This is a genomic window from Geothrix terrae, assembly GCF_022808775.1.
GTDB lineage: Bacteria > Acidobacteriota > Holophagae > Holophagales > Holophagaceae > Geothrix > Geothrix terrae.
The window spans coordinates 123,304-138,574 of record NZ_JAKZLA010000003.1 but is presented as its reverse complement, the minus strand read 5'-3'; the positions used below and the strand labels follow the sequence as shown (position 1 = coordinate 138,574).

General features: G+C 67.6%; 14 protein-coding genes. 8 read left to right on the top strand and 6 right to left on the bottom strand.

Going from position 1 to position 15,271, the window contains the following annotated elements; translation table 11 throughout:
* Window positions 1–68 precede the first annotated feature (68 nt).
* Together MLE42_RS06600 and gluQRS are read left to right on the top strand one after the other, a co-directional pair.
* Window positions 69–1,055 (top strand): deoxyhypusine synthase family protein, encoded by a 987-nt coding sequence (locus MLE42_RS06600; RefSeq protein WP_243287093.1) that lies wholly within the window; start codon window positions 69–71, stop codon window positions 1,053–1,055.
* Window positions 1,056–1,124: 69 nt separating this feature from the next.
* Complete coding sequence (gluQRS, locus tag MLE42_RS06595) at window positions 1,125–2,027, top strand: tRNA glutamyl-Q(34) synthetase GluQRS (protein ID WP_243287092.1); 903 nt, start codon at window positions 1,125–1,127, stop codon at window positions 2,025–2,027.
* Here the strand turns inward: gluQRS and MLE42_RS06590 are convergent.
* The 4 genes from MLE42_RS06590 to rpsT form a co-directional block, all read right to left on the bottom strand.
* The gene (locus tag MLE42_RS06590) at window positions 2,020–2,349 is read right to left on the bottom strand and encodes a DUF5329 family protein (protein WP_243287091.1); all 330 of its coding nucleotides are present in this window, start codon (window positions 2,347–2,349) and stop codon (window positions 2,020–2,022) included. The genes gluQRS and MLE42_RS06590 overlap by 8 nt on opposite strands.
* Before the next feature lie 9 nt (window positions 2,350–2,358).
* A complete protein-coding gene (locus tag MLE42_RS06585) occupies window positions 2,359–3,240 on the bottom strand; it encodes a sigma-70 family RNA polymerase sigma factor (RefSeq protein WP_243287090.1) in 882 nt (293 codons plus the stop codon).
* A gap of 11 nt (window positions 3,241–3,251) precedes the next feature.
* A complete protein-coding gene (locus tag MLE42_RS06580; RefSeq protein WP_243287089.1) occupies window positions 3,252–4,526 on the bottom strand; it encodes a phytoene desaturase family protein in 1,275 nt (424 codons plus the stop codon).
* A gap of 103 nt (window positions 4,527–4,629) precedes the next feature.
* Complete coding sequence (gene rpsT, locus MLE42_RS06575) at window positions 4,630–4,893, bottom strand: 30S ribosomal protein S20 (protein ID WP_243287088.1); 264 nt, start codon at window positions 4,891–4,893, stop codon at window positions 4,630–4,632.
* Between the two features lie 177 nt (window positions 4,894–5,070).
* Between rpsT and MLE42_RS06570 the strand changes: the two genes are divergently transcribed.
* The 3 genes from MLE42_RS06570 to MLE42_RS06560 are packed head-to-tail and all read left to right on the top strand — an operon-like array spanning window position 5,071 to window position 9,358.
* Window positions 5,071–5,901, top strand: a complete 831-nt coding sequence (locus MLE42_RS06570; RefSeq protein ID WP_243287087.1) for a transketolase — start codon at window positions 5,071–5,073, stop codon at window positions 5,899–5,901.
* Between the two features lie 19 nt (window positions 5,902–5,920).
* Complete coding sequence (argS, locus tag MLE42_RS06565; protein WP_243287086.1) at window positions 5,921–7,717, top strand: arginine--tRNA ligase; 1,797 nt, start codon at window positions 5,921–5,923, stop codon at window positions 7,715–7,717.
* 30 nt (window positions 7,718–7,747) lie between these two features.
* On the top strand, window positions 7,748–9,358 hold the full coding sequence (locus tag MLE42_RS06560) for a CTP synthase (protein WP_243287085.1): 1,611 nt from the start codon (window positions 7,748–7,750) through the stop codon (window positions 9,356–9,358).
* Between the two features lie 68 nt (window positions 9,359–9,426).
* Here MLE42_RS06560 and MLE42_RS06555 read toward each other — a convergent pair whose 3' ends face one another.
* Window positions 9,427–10,737 carry a citrate (Si)-synthase gene (locus tag MLE42_RS06555; protein ID WP_243287084.1) on the bottom strand — a complete coding sequence of 437 codons (1,311 nt, stop codon included), beginning with the start codon at window positions 10,735–10,737 and terminating at the stop codon, window positions 9,427–9,429.
* A 182-nt stretch (window positions 10,738–10,919) separates the two neighbouring features.
* Here MLE42_RS06555 and MLE42_RS06550 point away from each other — a divergent pair, with 182 nt between their 5' ends.
* The 3 genes from MLE42_RS06550 to MLE42_RS06540 all read left to right on the top strand — a co-directional run bounded on the left by MLE42_RS06550 (window position 10,920) and on the right by MLE42_RS06540 (window position 14,729).
* Window positions 10,920–11,885 carry a DUF3187 family protein gene (locus MLE42_RS06550; RefSeq protein ID WP_243287083.1) on the top strand — a complete coding sequence of 322 codons (966 nt, stop codon included), beginning with the start codon at window positions 10,920–10,922 and terminating at the stop codon, window positions 11,883–11,885.
* Window positions 11,886–11,922: 37 nt separating this feature from the next.
* Window positions 11,923–13,434 (top strand): lysine--tRNA ligase, encoded by a 1,512-nt coding sequence (lysS, locus tag MLE42_RS06545; RefSeq protein ID WP_243287082.1) that lies wholly within the window; start codon window positions 11,923–11,925, stop codon window positions 13,432–13,434.
* 167 nt (window positions 13,435–13,601) lie between these two features.
* On the top strand, window positions 13,602–14,729 hold the full coding sequence (locus MLE42_RS06540; RefSeq protein ID WP_243287081.1) for a DegT/DnrJ/EryC1/StrS family aminotransferase: 1,128 nt from the start codon (window positions 13,602–13,604) through the stop codon (window positions 14,727–14,729).
* 12 nt (window positions 14,730–14,741) lie between these two features.
* On the opposite strand, the gene MLE42_RS06535 is transcribed toward MLE42_RS06540, so the two are convergent.
* Complete coding sequence (locus tag MLE42_RS06535) at window positions 14,742–15,125, bottom strand: PilZ domain-containing protein (protein ID WP_243287080.1); 384 nt, start codon at window positions 15,123–15,125, stop codon at window positions 14,742–14,744.
* Window positions 15,126–15,271: the final 146 nt, after the last annotated feature.

The following is a 15,271-nucleotide window of genomic DNA, read 5'->3' as shown; positions in this document are numbered from 1 at the left end:
TGTAGGGTCGCAATCTGCCCTCGGACCCGGATGGGGCCGCTGGCACAATGGAAGGATTCGGAGGATTTATGTCCACGCCCAAGCTCGGACCCGTCGGCAGCTATGTGAAGCACCACTTCCGGCACTTCAATGCCGCGGCCCTGGTGGATGCCGCCGAGGGCTACCGGGTCTACCTGGAGAAGGGTGGCAAGATGATGGTGACCCTGGGCGGGGCCATGAGCACCGCCGAGCTGGGCCTCTCCTTCGCCGAGATGATCCGCCAGGACAAGGTGCACCTCATCGTCTGCACCGGCGCCAACCTGGAGGAGGACATCTTCAACCTGGTGGCCCACGACTTCTACGAGCGCGTGCCCCACTATCGCGACCTGACGCCCCAGGACGAGAAGGCCCTCCTGGACCGCCACATGAACCGCGTGACGGACACCTGCATCCCCGAGATGGAGGCCATGCGCCGCATGGAGAAGGCCATGCTCGAGGTGTGGATGGAGGCCGACGCCAAGGGCGAACGCTACTTCCCCCACGAGTTCTTCCAGAAGGTGCTCCGATCGGGGAAGTACGAGCAGTACTACCAGATCGACCCCAGGCACTCCTGGATGCTGGCCGCCCTCGAGAAGAACGTGCCCATCGTGGTTCCCGGCTGGGAGGACAGCACCCTGGGCAACATGTTCGCGGCGGCCGTCATCCGCGGCGACGTGAAGAACGTCCACACGGTCCGCACCGGCATCGAGTACATGACCTGGCTGGCCAAGCACTACCAGGAGGTCACCAAGACCTCGCCCCTGGGCATGTTCCAGATCGCCGGCGGCATCTCCGGCGACTTCCCCATCTGCGTGGTGCCCATGCTGCACCAGGACCTGGAGCTCACCGAGGTTCCGCTCTGGGGCTACTTCTGCCAGATCAGCGACTCGACCACCAGCTACGGCTCGTATTCCGGCGCCGTGCCCAACGAGAAGATCACCTGGGGCAAGCTGGGCATCGACACCCCCAAGTTCATCATCGAAAGCGACGCCACCATCGTGGCCCCGCTGATCTTCGCGTATCTGCTGGGATGGTAGCTCTCAGCTGTCAGCTTTCACCTGAGAGCTGACAGCCGGTAGCTGATAGCCGATCGCTTCCCATCACCCATGACCCTCGGCCGCTTCGCGCCTTCGCCCACGGGCATCCTGCACCTGGGAAACCTGCGCACGGCGCTGGCCTCGTGGCTGTCGGCGCGCGCGACGGGGGGCCCCTGGCTCATCCGCCTGGAGGACGTGGACGGTCCCCGCTGCCGCCGGGACCTGGGCGAGGCGCAGCTGCGGGACCTGGCGGCCCTGGGGCTGGTGTCGGACGCGCCCGTGATCTGGCAGTCCGAACGCGGCGCGGCCTACCGCGCGGCCCTGGCGGCGCTGCACGCGGCCGGGCGCCTGTACCCCTGCGCCTGCACCCGCAGGGACCTGCAGCTGCTGGCTTCCGCCCCTCATGCGGAGGACGGCCTGCGGCCCTATCCCGGCCGCTGCCGGGACCGGGCCTGGGAGGGCTTTGACCGGGCGTTGCGACTTCGGCTGCCGGAAGGTCCGGTGACCTGGGAGGACCGCGTGCTCGGGCCCCAGGCGGACGATCCCGCCGCCCTCACGGGTGATCCGCTCCTGTTCCGCCGGGACGGCTGCTTCGCCTACCACCTGGCGGTGGTGGTGGACGACGGGGCCCAGGGCGTGACGGAGGTGGTGCGGGGCGCGGACCTGCGGCCCGTCACCGCCACCCAGATCCGCCTGCAGGAGGCCCTGGACCTGCCGCGCCCCGCCTACGCGCATCTGGGCCTGGTGGCCGCGCCGGACGGGGGTCGCCTGGGCAAGCGGGCTGGAGCGCTGGGCGTCGAGGCTCTGGCGGGGCGGGGGGTGGCCGTGCCGGAGATCCTGGGCTGGCTGGGCTGGAGCCTGGGCTGCCTGGACCGGCCCGAATCCTGCGCCGCCGCCGACCTGATCCCCCACTTCGGCTGGGCCCGCGTCCCGAAGGGTGAGGTCCGTGTGCCCGACCCTTGGGCTACTTGATCGAGGGGTCCAGCCTCTTCAGCTCGGTCCAGAGGAAGTCCGCGCTCGTCACCTCGCGGCCGTCCTTGTAGCGGATCCTGTAGGGCTGGCCGCTCAGGGAGCTGCCCGTGCCGCAATAGCGGATGAAGTCCGCCGCGGATTGGACGCGCTTGCCGGCATTCTTCCACTTCAGGCGCAGGTGGTCTCCCGCGGCCTTGGCGTCGTGTTCTGAGCCGTTGCGCAGGAACAGGGCCTGGCCCTGCAGGGCCTCAATGGCCTTGATGAGCGCCTCGATCTTTTGGGTCTCGGGCGCGGGGGCCTGGACGAGGAGGACGATGGGCATGAAAGCACCTTAGCCGAGGGCCGTGAGCTTACGGGGCGCCGCGACGGCCCTCAGCCAAAGGATACGGCCCTCTCCGTCCACATCCAAATGCAGGGTCCACCGCGGCGCCACCTGGGCGTTGGCCGGAGTCCAGGTGCCCACCTGGGCGGGCAGGCCATTGAGTTCCTGCAGCTCCAACCGGAGGTCCGCGCCCAGCTTCGGGAGGCCCGCGAAGAAGCGGGCCACCGCAGCCGCGCCGACGATCGGCGCCTTGCCCGCGGCGTAGACACCACCGCCGTCTCCGCAGGCTTTCACCTCGGGCGCGAAGAGGGCCTCCAACGCCGCCAGGTCCTGCTGGGCGAGGGCCTGCTGGAAGGCCATCAGGGCGCGCTGGGTGAGCTCCCGCTGCGCCTTCGAAGGATAGGCGGGGCGCTGCAGGGCCTTCTTCGCGCGGTGGAGGACCACCTTCACGTTGGCCTCGCTCAGCCCCAGGGCCGCCGCCGCCTCTTGCACCGAGTGGTCGAAAACCTCGCGCAGCAGGAAGACCGCGCGTTGCTGGGGTGTGAGCTTTTCCAGGGCGACGAGGAAGGCGTAGGAACCGCTCTCCAGCAGGTCGAAACATTCCTGAGGCGGCGCCACCGCAGGTGCTTCCACTTCCAGCGGCGCAGGGCCCGGAAGCCAGATGCCGGGGTAGGTTTGGGAGCGCCGGCGGCGCAGCAGATCCTTGGCGAGGTTCACCGCTACCGCCACGAGCCAGGGCTTCAGCGGTGCGGCCGTATCCTTGGGCGGCCGCTCCAGGGCGCGGAGGTAGGTCTCCTGGACGACATCTTCCGCGTCGGCGACGCAGCCCGTCATGCGGTAGGAGAGGCTCCACAGGAGGCGCCGGTGCGCCTCGAAGGCCTCCGTGAGCATGGCGGCCTCCATCAGGCGCAGGCCGCCATGGCCGCCGCGGCCAGGCCCGCACGATGGCCACTGGCCAGGCTCGCGTCCGCCAGCCAGCCTACTTCGCCCACCCAGTCCCCGGCGAGGTGGACACCTGGAAGGCCGAGATCCTCCGAGACGGGCCGCCGCCGGCCTGGTTCGTCCAGCACGGAGGCGACGGGGGCGCTGGGGAGGAAGCGGGCGTGGAGCAGTACCTTCCGCCACCCCGGCTGCAGCCGATCCATGAAGGCTTCCAATTGCGAGCGCATCGCGGCAGGTTCCTCCCCGGGACGGCCCTCATGGTAGCGAACCAGGTGGACGAGGGCGGCGCCTTCAGGCGCGATGTGGGCCGCTTCGGATTGGGCCACCATGAAAAGAGGGGCGTCGATGCCGAGGCCCAGGTTCACGGCGTGGTTCGGCAACCGCGAGAGGCAGAGATCCAGGCAGGAGACCGTGACGGCCCGCGCCTCGCCGAGGACGGCACGCAGCCGCGAGGCCGCAGGCGAGGGCAGCAGGTCGAGGGTCTCGGCGGGAGGAAGGGCGAGGATGACCTCGCTGGCTTCGTAGGTATCCCCTGATTTCGTGCGAACCAGGCGGGCCTCGCCGTGGGCCTCCACGCCCGCCACGGCTTGGCCGCCTTTCAGGGCCGCCCCTGCGGCTTCGGCGGCCCGGGCGAGGCGCTCCACGAGGCGGGCCCATCCGCCGTGGACATAAAAGACGCCCTTCTGGCTCTGCTGCATGCGGCGCAGGGCCGTAGAGGCCCGCAAGCGGTTCAGGTCCCCCGCGTAGGCGTTCGTGCGCAGGGTGGCGTCCATGACCTGTCGCAGCCGAGGATCAGAGACGTGCCGTTCCAACCACTGACGGCAGGTGAGATCGGCGGCCTCTCGCAGATCCGCCTTCGACAGGCGGCCCATGAGGGAGAGGAAGGCCCTCTTCTCTTTCCAGCTCAGCAGACCCGTCGAAAGCATGGAGAGGGGACCCACGGGCAGGAGGTTCAATCGGCCTTCCCGCAGGGTGAGGCCCTTGGGCTTCGGTTCCGCCCCCTCGGGCAGGAGGTTCAGGTCTCGAAGCAGGGCGTAGCCCGGACCCGCCTTGTAGAGGGCGTGACCCCCCAGGTTGAGGTGGAAGCCATTCCAATCCTGGGTCTGGGCGCGGCCCCCGAAGGCCTCGCCTCGCTCCAGCACAAGGGTGCTCCTGCCCGCCCGGGCGGTCGTGAGGGCGGCCATGAGTCCAGCCAATCCCCCTCCGATGACGACGACGTCGGTCTTCCGTTGCATGTGAACCTCCTGCCCACCTCACGGAGCAGGGGGGTGCTTGGTTACACCTTCATGCAAAAGGACCCGGCCAAGCCGGGTCCTTGTCGATATATCAGAGCAGCCGTTAGGCCAGCTTGTTCACTTTGTCGGCCAGGCGGGACTTGGTGCGGTCGGCGGCGTTCTTGTGCATGACGCCCTTCCGGCAGGCCTTGTCCACCAGGCCCTGGGTCAGGGGGAGCTGCTTGGCGGCCTCGGCCTTGTTGCCGCCGGCGATGAGGGCCAGGAAGCTCTTGACGGCCGTCTTCAGGGTCGAGCGGTTGCTGCGGTTGCGGAGGCGAGCCTCGGCATCGCGACGGGCCTTCTTGGCAGCGGACTTGTGGTTGGCCATGGGCGGGATCTCCAGCTCCCCTGGAAACCCCGGGAAGCGCGAAAGACCATCCTATCGCAAAATGCCTGATGGTCAAGGGCAAAAGGCGGGGCTGAAGGCCCATTCGCCCCCTTCCGGAGCACCCCTCCCTAGGGCATCCTAGTCGGAGGCGAATGGCCTCCCGGGAAGGATGGGGTCATGCCTCAGAAGAAATTGGAGTCCGTCGTGGATCTGGCGGCGAAGGCGAAAGCCTTGCGCCGGGACGTGCTGCTGCAGGTCTACAAGGCCCAGAGCGGCCATCCCGGCGGCAGCCTGAGCTGGATCGACATCGGCGTGGCGCTCTATTTCCACGAGATGACCGTGTTCCCCGAGGATCCCGCGAACCCGGCCCGCGACCGCTTCGTACTCTCCAAGGGCCACGCCTGCCCCGCCCAGTACGCCCTCCTCGCGGACCAGGGCTTCTTCCCGAAGGCCTGGCTGGAGACCTTCCGCCAGTACCCCACGAAGCTCCAGGGCCACGCGGAGAACCACTACACGCCCGGCGTGGAGGTCACCACCGGCAGCCTGGGCCAGGGGCTGCCCCAGGCCGTGGGCATCGCCCTGGGCCTGAAGGTGCAGAAGGCCGCCCAGCGCGTCTACTGCGTGATCGGCGACGGCGAAAGCCAGGAGGGCGTCATCTGGGAAGCGGCCATGGCCGCGCCCCACCACAAGCTGGACAACCTCTGCGTCTTCCACGACCTCAATGGCCTGCAGATCGACGGCGACGTGAAGAAGGTCATGAACATCAACCCCGTGCCCGACAAGTGGCGTGCCTTCGGGTGGGCCGTGAAGGAGATCGACGGCCACGACTTCACCCAGATCCTGGAGGCCCTGGCCTGGGCCCGGACGGTGAAGGGCCAGCCCGCCATGATCTGCGCCCGGACCGTGAAGGGGAAGGGCGTGAGCTTCATGGAGAACCAGGCCGGCTGGCACGGCGTGGCCCCCAAGACCGAGGACTACGAGAAGGCCCTGGCCGAGCTGGCCGATTAAGGACTGAGGACTGACCCTGATGGATGCTTTGCGACACACCTTCGAACAGCGGCTGGCGGCGGCCCTTCCCGGCGTGGAGATCGCGCTGGAGCGGCCGAAGTCCGGCGAGCTGGGGGACCTGGCCTTCCCCTGTTTCCGCGCCGCCAAGCAGGTGGGGAAGAACCCCGTGCAGCTGTCGCAGGAGCTGGCGGCTTCCATCGCCATCGAAGGCGCCACGCTGATCGCCGCCGGCCCCTACCTGAACCTCAAGCTGGCTCCGGAGACCCGCGCCAAGGCCGTGCTGGGGGCCATCCTGGAGGCGCCCGCGGGCCGGCCCTACGGTTCGCGGCCGGCCAACGGCAAGAAGGTGATCGTCGAGTACAGCTCGCCCAACATCGCCAAGCTCTTCACCATCGGCCACCTGCGCTCCACCATGATCGGCCACACCCTGGCCCAGGCCCACCAGTTCCTCGGCTACGAGGTGATCCGCCTCAACCACCTGGGCGACTGGGGCACACAGTTCGGCACGCTGCTGGCCGCCTACACCCGCTGGGCCCAGGACGGGAACGCGGATCTGGAGCAGGATTTCGACTGGGCCGAGCCCGCGCCGGAGAAGCGCCGCACGCCGTTGTTCCGCCTCTTCCAGCTCTACGTGCGCTTCCACGCCGAGGAGGAGAACGACCCGGCCATGCGCGACGAGGCCCGCGGCTGGTTCCGGCGCCTGGAGGAGGGCGACCTTGAAGCGCGCCGCCTCTGGAGCTGGTTCCGGGAGATCTCCCTGCGCGAGTTCCAGCGCATCTACGACCGCCTGGGCGTGAGCTTCGACACGCTGGAGCAGGGCGAGGCCTTCTACGAGGACCAGCTGGTTCCCACCATGAAGCGGCTCGAGGAGGCAGGTCTGCTGGTGGAGGGCAACAACGGCGCCCGCATCGTGGACCTGGAGGATGTGGGCATCAGCACGCCCTGCCTGGTGCAGAAGGCGGATGGCACGAGCATCTACGCCACCCGCGACCTGGCGGCGGCCCTGTACCGCAAGCAGGCCTACGCCTTCGACCGCTGCCTCTACGTAGTGGGCACGGACCAGGTGCTGCACTTCCAGCAGATCTTCGCCGTCCTCGACAAGCTGGATCCCTGGTTCAAGGGCCGCATGCTGCACACGCCCTTTGGCATGATCAAGCTGCCCGAAGGCAAGATGAGCACCCGCAAGGGCAATGTCATCTTCCTGGAGGACGTGCTGGACGAGGCGCACGAGCGCGTGGCGGCCATCATCGCGGAGAAGAACCCCGACCTGAAGGACAAGGAGGCCGTGGCCGAGATGCTGGGCATGGGTGCCGTCGTGTTCTTTGACGCCATGAACGACCGCGTGAAGCCCATCACCTTCACCTGGGACCGCGTCATCGCCCTCGACGGCGACACGGGCCCCTACGTGCAGTACGCCCACGCCCGCATCATGAGCGTACTGCGGAAGGCCGGCGGCGACTGGGCGGCGAAGGCCCAGGCCGAGGCGGACGGCCCCTCCCTGGTCTTCCCGGGATCGGCCGTGCCCGCGGAGCTCGCCGGCCTGGCCGCGCCCGAGGCCCAGGCCCTGCTCTTCGAGCTGGCGGGCCTGCCCGGCGCCATCGCCGCCGTGGCGGACGGCTGCATGGCCACGCCCCTCGCGCGCCAGCTGGTGGCCCTGGCCCGGTCCTTCAGCGGCTACTACACCAACTGCCCCATCCTCGCCCCGGAGAACGCGCCAGACGTCCGCGACGCGCGCCTCACCCTCTGCGTCGCCACCGCCCGCGCCCTCCGCCAGGGCCTCTACCTCATGGGCATCCAGGCCCCGGAGGAGATGTGATCCCCCCCATTGCCGATTCCAGGAGCTCCCATGACTAAGTATGTGTTCGTGACCGGTGGTGTGCTGAGTTCGCTGGGCAAGGGGATCGCGGCGGCCAGCTTGGGCGCGCTGCTGGAGGCCCGGGGGCTGAAGGTCACGCTCATGAAGATGGATCCCTACCTCAACGTGGATCCGGGAACCATGTCGCCCTTCCAGCACGGCGAGGTGTTCGTCACGGACGACGGCGCGGAGACGGACCTGGACCTGGGCCACTACGAGCGCTTCACCTCGGTGCCCACCACGCAGAACCACACCATCACGACGGGCCGGATCTACAACACCGTGATCCAGAAGGAGCGGCGCGGCGACTACCTGGGCAAGACCGTGCAGGTGATCCCCCACATCACCGACGAGATCAAGGGCGTGATGAAGAAGGTCGCCAAGGACATGGACGTGGTGATCATCGAGATCGGCGGCACGGTGGGCGACATCGAGAGCCAGCCCTTCCTGGAGGCCATCCGGCAGTTCAAGCTGGAGGTGGGCCTGGATACCCAGATGAAGGCCAACGCCCTCAACATGCACCTCACCTATGTGCCCTACATCAAGGCCGCGGGTGAGCTGAAGTCGAAGCCGACCCAGCACAGCGTGAAGGAGCTGCGGGCGCTGGGCATCCAGCCGGACGTCCTGCTCTGCCGCGCGGAGCAGGACATCCCCCGCGACCTGAAGGACAAGATCGCCCTGTTCTGCTCCGTGACGCCGGATGCCGTGTTCAGCTGCCGGGACGCCCACTCCATCTACGAGGTGCCCCTGAACCTGCACCTGGAGGGCCTGGACGCCAAGGTCGCCGCGCTGCTGGGCCTCGGCGAGAAGGAGCCGGACCTGAGTGCCTGGCAGAACCTCCTCCAGCGCATCCGCAACCCCAAGGGCAGCGTGCGCATCGGCATCGTGGGCAAGTACGTGGAGTTCAAGGAGAGCTACAAGAGCCTCATCGAGGCCCTCCACCACGCCGGCTATGGGCTGGAGACCCACGTGGACCTCAAGTGGATCGAGGCCGAGGAACTGGAAAATCAGGATCCGGCGGCCTTCCTCCAGGACTGCCACGGCATCCTCGTGCCCGGCGGATTCGGCGTGCGCGGCACCCGGGGCATGATCAAGTCCATCCAGTACGCCCGCGAGCACAAGATCCCCTTCTTCGGCATCTGCCTGGGCATGCAGATGGCGTCCGTGGAGTTCGCGCGGAACGTGGCGGGACTCGAGGGCGCCGATTCCACCGAGTTCGACGACGCGCCCAAGCACCGCGTGATCTTCAAGCTGCGCGAGCTGGTGGACGTGGAGGAGCTGGGCGGGACCATGCGCCTCGGCGCGTATCCCTGCCGCCTTGCGCCGGACAGCCAGGCCGCGAAGGCCTACGGCAGCACGGAGATCAGCGAGCGGCACCGGCACCGCTACGAGTTCAACCACGAGTACCGGAAGGCCCTGGAGGACAAGGGCCTCCGCTTCACGGGCATGAGCCCGGACGGCGTCTTCGTGGAGATCGTGGAAGTGAAGGATCACCCCTATTTCCTGGCCTGCCAGTTCCACCCCGAGTTCAAGAGCCGCCCCCTGAATCCCCACCCGCTGTTCACTGCCTTCGTGAAGGCGAGCGCCACGAATCGCGGCTGATTATCTCCGCGCAGAAGAAAAGGGCGGGCCAGCTGGCCCGCCCTTTTTCTGCTTCTGATGGCTGACAGCTACTTCCGTCCACCCTTGGCCGCCCAGTCCTCGAGCATGGCCGTGGTGACGGACTTGGGGCGCTCGATGGGGTAGCCCAGGGCGCGGTCCCAGGTGATGTTGGCCAGCACGCCCAGGGCGCGGCCCACGCCGAAGAGCACGGTGTAGAAGTCGTACTCCTTCAGGCCGTAGTACCACTGGATCACGCCGCTCTGCGCGTCGACGTTGGGCCAGGGGTTCTTGGTCTTGCCCTGCTCGGTGAGCACGCCGGGGGCCACCTTGTAGATCATGTTGACCAGCTTGAAGAGCGGGTCGGTGGGCAGGTGCTTGAGGCAGAACTCCATCTGCGCGGTGTAGCGCGGATCGGTCTTGCGCAGCACGGCGTGGCCGTAGCCGGGGATGACGTGGCCGGAGTTGAGGGTGTCCCACAGGGCCTTCTTGACGTTCTCCTCGGTGGGCTCCGCGCCGCCCATCTGCTTCTGGAACTGCATGATCCAGTCCAGCACTTCCTGGTTGGCCAGGCCGTGCAGCGGGCCCGCCAGGCCGTTGATGCCGGCGGAGAGGCTGTAGTAGGCGTCGGACAGGGCGGAGGCCACCAGGTGGGTGGTGTGGGCGCTGACGTTGCCGCTCTCGTGGTCGCTGTGGAGGATGAAGTACATCCGGGCCACGTCGTCATAGGGCTTGGCGATGCCCATCATGTGCGCGAAGTTGGCGCCCATGTCCAGGCCGGCCTTGGGGGCGATGATGTCGCCGTTCTTGTACTTGTAGCGGTAGATGAAGGCGGCGATCTCGGGGAGGCGGGCCACCAGGGTGGTGGCGTCCTCATACATGTTCTCCCAGTAGTCGGTCTTCTTGGTCTCGTGGTACTTCGCGGCGAACTGGCTCTCCTTCTGCATGGAGAGGATGGCCGCGGACAGCATCACCATGGGGTGGCTGTCCTTGGGCATGGCCTTCAGCATGTCGAAGACGTAGGCGGGCACCTTGGAGCGGCTCTGGAAGTCTGCCAGCACCTCGTCCACCTCGGCCTGGGTGGGGATCTCGCCCGTCAGCAGGAAGTACCAGAAAGATTCCACCGTCGGGTACTCGCCGCCCTTGGCCTTGGGGAGCGCGGCGAAGGTCTCGGGGATGTTCTTCCCGCGGAAGCGGATGCCTTCCTGGGGATCCAGGTAGGAGATGTCCGTCACCAGCGCATGGATGTCGCGCGCGCCCCCGATGACCTGGCCGATGTTCACCTGGTCGATGACGACGTCCGCGAACTCTTTGGTGAGCTTCTGCGTGCGGGGGCGGTGCTCCTGGATCTTTTCCAGCAGGCGGGTTTTCAGGCGTGACATGGCTGGCTCCATGAAATGAGGGAGGGTGGATGGGGTGGCTTTGGAAGGAGCAGGGGTCCGATCATCATACGGGCATCATCTATCGATGCCATGGCCTTTCGATCTTTTGATGACCTAGTGGGAATTAATCGAGGTGACCGTGACCCATAACCAGAGTATGTATGGAGTTCAGAGGAGATGCCGTGACCTGCGTCAATCTGAAAGTATTGGTGTTCGCAATGGTGGCGGGGATCCTCACGGCCCAGGAGACGCCTCGGCCCAATCGGGTGGCCTGGTTCGAGGGTTTCCCCGAGCCCCTGCCGGAGGGGGTGGCCGAGCTGGCGCTGGAGGCGACCAGCCAGATGCTGCGGCCAGACCTGGAGCATAGCGCCGATGGGCGGACCTGGGCGCGTCTGGATGGCGAGGAATGGCAGCTGACCTGGGACTGGGCCGTAAAGGCGGGATCCTCGCGGATCAATGTCCGGACCCGGGTCGCCTCGCGCTCCGGCGGCATCGCGGATCAGGCCATTGCGAACTGGCACACCCTCCTCAACCTGCCCCAGGGCGGGCGGGAGGACGCGCCGAAGAACCGCCTGGTCTACCACCTGGAGCGCGATGGCCGCGTGATCGGCGACCTGAGCCGGCCGGGCGTGGCCCTGATGGATCTGGACGTGGCGTGGGTGCGGCCCTTTGGCACCGCGGACGCGGGTGGGCGCATCGGCGCGTCGCTCCAGCTGCCCACGGGCAGGCAGTCCGACTTCTCCGGCAGCGGCGGCACCGATGGTCTCGTGGGGGCGGCGGCCTGGAAGCGCCTGGGCCGCATCAAGCTCTTCGGCCAGGCGGAGCGCGTGATGCTGGGGCTTCCCCAGCACAGCCCGCTGCGGGAGGTCATGGACCACACCTCCTTCAACCGGGCCTGGGCCACGGTGGCCTGGCTGGGGCAGGGCCGGGGTCTCATCGACGGCCTCGGCCTCGAGGTCAGCGTGGGCTACGCCGGCAGTCCCTACCGCACGGGCCTGGCGCGGCTGGACCGGGCGGGGTGGCAGCAGCACTGGACCCTCCGCCACACGCGGCTGCCCCGCTGGCGCTTCGGATTCAGCGAAGAGGCCGGCACCTTCACGGCTCCGGACATCTCTGCCTACGTGGCCTACCGCTTCGACGGGAGCTGACCTGCCTGTAAACTAGATGATTCGTGCCGGAGCTCCCATGCAGCCCAACCAGTACCGCGACATCCGCCTTGAGAAGCTCGACAAGCTCAAGGCTCTGGGACTGGACGTCTGGCCGCGGAAAGCCAAGCGCACCCACGGCATCGCCCAGCTCGCGGAGATCTACGCGGACGCCGAGGCCTGGCCCAACGAGAAGCTCGAGGGGCTGGGGATGACCGCGTCGGTCATGGGCCGGGTGCTCACCATCCGGGAGATGGGCAAGAGCGTCTTCGCGCACCTCACGGAGAACGGCGAGAAGCTCCAGGCCTTCTTCCGCAAGGATGACGTGGCCGAGCCCGGCTGGGACGTGCTCAAGCTCCTCGACATGGGTGACTTCGTCAGCGTCACAGGCCCCCTCATGCGCACCAAGACCGGCGAGCTGAGCGTGCGGGTGAAGGAGGTCCAGTTCCTCAGCAAGGCCCTGCTGCCCCTCCCCGAGAAGTGGCACGGCCTCCAGGACAAGGAGCAGCGCTACCGCCAGCGGTACCTCGACCTCATCTCCAACGGCGACGTGCTGAAGACCTTCCAGACGCGCTCGCGCATCGTGAGCGGCATCCGGCGCTTCATGGAGGGCCAGGGCTACCTGGAGGTCGAGACGCCCATGATGCAGCCCATCCCCGGCGGCGCCACGGCCCGGCCCTTCATTACGCACCACAACGCCCTGGACATGTCGCTCTACCTCCGCATCGCGCCGGAGCTCTACCTCAAGCGGCTCATCGTGGGCGGCTTCGAGAAGGTCTTCGAGATCAACCGCAACTTCCGCAATGAAGGCCTCAGCGTCCGCCACAACCCCGAGTTCACCATGATGGAGTTCTACGCCGCGGGCCAGGATCTGCGCGACATGATGGCCCTCACGGAGGATCTGATCTCCGGCCTGGCGCGGGACGTCATGGGTTCCGAGACGCTTCCCTGGGGTGAGCAGCCCATCTCCTATGCCAAGCCCTTCCGGCGCCTGACCCTCAAGGACGCCATCGCCGAGTACGGCCACATCGACCGGCACCTGCTGGAGGATGGCGACAGCGTCCGCGCCCTGGCCAAGGCGGTCCACATCGAGGACGCCGGCGCCAAGACCGTGGGCACCTTGCTGGGCGACCTCTTCGAGCACCACGCGGAGAAGCAGCTCATCCAGCCCACCTTCATCACGGACTACCCCATCGAGCTGTCGCCCCTCACGAAGACCCTGGAGGGCGACGACCGCTTCGTGGACCGCTTCGAGCTGTTCACCGGCGGCATGGAGCTGGCCAACGCCTACTCGGAGCTGAACGACCCCGTCGACCAGATGGGCCGCTTCCAGGCCCAGATGGCCGAGCGGGATGCCGGCAACGACGAAGCCATGCTGCTGGACATGGACTTCGTCACCAGCCTGGAGCACGGCTTCCCCCCCTGCGGCGGCGAGGGCATCGGCATCGACCGCCTGGTCATGCTCCTCACCAACAGCGCCAGCATCCGCGACGTCATCCTGTTCCCGCTCATGCGGCCGACGAAGCCCAGCGAGACCGAAGAAAAGGAATGACTTTGGACCACGAAGACGGGAAGACCACGAAAACCAGATAGAGGCTTTTCTTCGTGGTCTTCCCGTCTTCGTGGTGAATCCGCTATTGCTTTGATGTCCGCCGTCCCGATGTGACGGAATCTCGCTTGACCCGCTGGCATACTTGAAAACCCTGATTGGAGGCTCCCATGGCCGTCCCGATGCTTGAGCTCGCCCCGCAGAATGCCGCCGTGAAGGCGAAGGTGCTGGAGGGGCTCTCGGGCCTCATCGACCGCTCCTCGTTCATCCTGGGCGAGAACGTGAAGGGCCTGGAGGCCGAGATCTCCGCCTACGCCGGCGCCGCCCATGCCGTCGCCATGTCCAGCGGCACGGACGCCCTGCTGGCGGCCCTCATGGCCCTGGGCATCGGCCACGGCGACGAGGTGATCGTCCCCAGCTTCACCTTCTTCGCGTCGGCGGGGGTGGTCTCGCGCCTGGGCGCCAAGCCCGTCTTCATCGACCTCGACCCGGCGACCTTCAACGCCACCGGCGCCCTGGTGGAAGCCGCCATCACGCCCCGCACCAAGGCCATCATGCCCGTGCACCTCTTCGGCCAGCTGGCGGAGATGCCCGCCATCATGGCCGTGGCGAAGAAGCACGGCATCCCGGTGCTGGAGGATGCCTGCCAGAGCCTGGGCGCCAAGGGCTGGGGCAAGTCCGCCGGCCAGTTCGGCGACATGACCGCCTACAGCTTCTACCCCACCAAGAACCTCGGCGCCTTCGGCGACGCGGGCATGACCGCCATCCGCGACGACGCGACCCTGGGCGCGCGGGTGCGGCGCATCCGCGTCCACGGCATGGAGCCGGTCTACATGCACCACGAGGTGGGCATGAACGGGCGCATGGACGAGTTCCAGGCCCTGGTGCTCCGCGCCAAGCTGCCCATGCTGGACGGCTGGCACGAGGGACGCCGGAAGCACGCCGCATGGTACCTGGAGCGCATGAAGGGCCTGGCCGCCGACGAGGCCGTGCTGCCCCGCGAAGTGGTCCCCGATGGCCGCCACATCTACAACCAGTTCACCATCCGGGTGAAGGGCGGGAAGCGTGACGCGCTGCAGGCCCACCTCAAGGAGCGCGGCATCGGCAGCGCGATCTACTATCCCATCTGCCTCCACGAGCAGCCCTGCTTCAAGGACCTCGGGTACAAGACCGGCCAGCTGCCCGAGTCCGAGCTCGCCGCCAAGGAAGTGCTCAGCCTCCCGGTCTACCCCGAGATGACGGCGGCCATGCTCGAAGAGACGGCGATCGCGATCCTGGCCTTCTTCGGGAAGAAGTAGCGTCCTGGAGGTTCAGGCCCCCGCCCCCCCGGCGGCGGTGACCGTCTCCACCCAGACGGCCAGCGCCTCCCGGGTGGCCTGGGGCACGTCCTGGAACTGCAGGCCCATCCCCACCTGTTCCTCCGTCTGGCCGCTGGCGGAGTACCCCAGCATGTAGGCGACGGTCGCCGTGATGGGGTGCTTGGGAAGGTCGGGATGGCCGAGCACCAGGTCGTCGAGGGTCGTTCCCGGCAGGAAGAAGCGGGCGGTCCGCCCCAGGACGAGGGCAAAACAGCCGCCCGCGCTCAGGTTCATGATGCGGACTTCCCGGAAATCGTAGCCATTCAGGCGGAACGAGATGGTGAATTCAGGGCCGGTGACGACACGGGTCTCGCGGCGGTGATCATGGCTGTTCATGAACGGAGCCCCCTCGATCCGGAAATCCCTGGTTGGGTATCGGACGATCCGTGGATAAACTGGACTTTCTGATCGGCCTGAACCCACCGGGGGACAGGGCGGGTTCCTGGGAATCCGGCCCTGACGGCGCATGACGCCGTCTCACC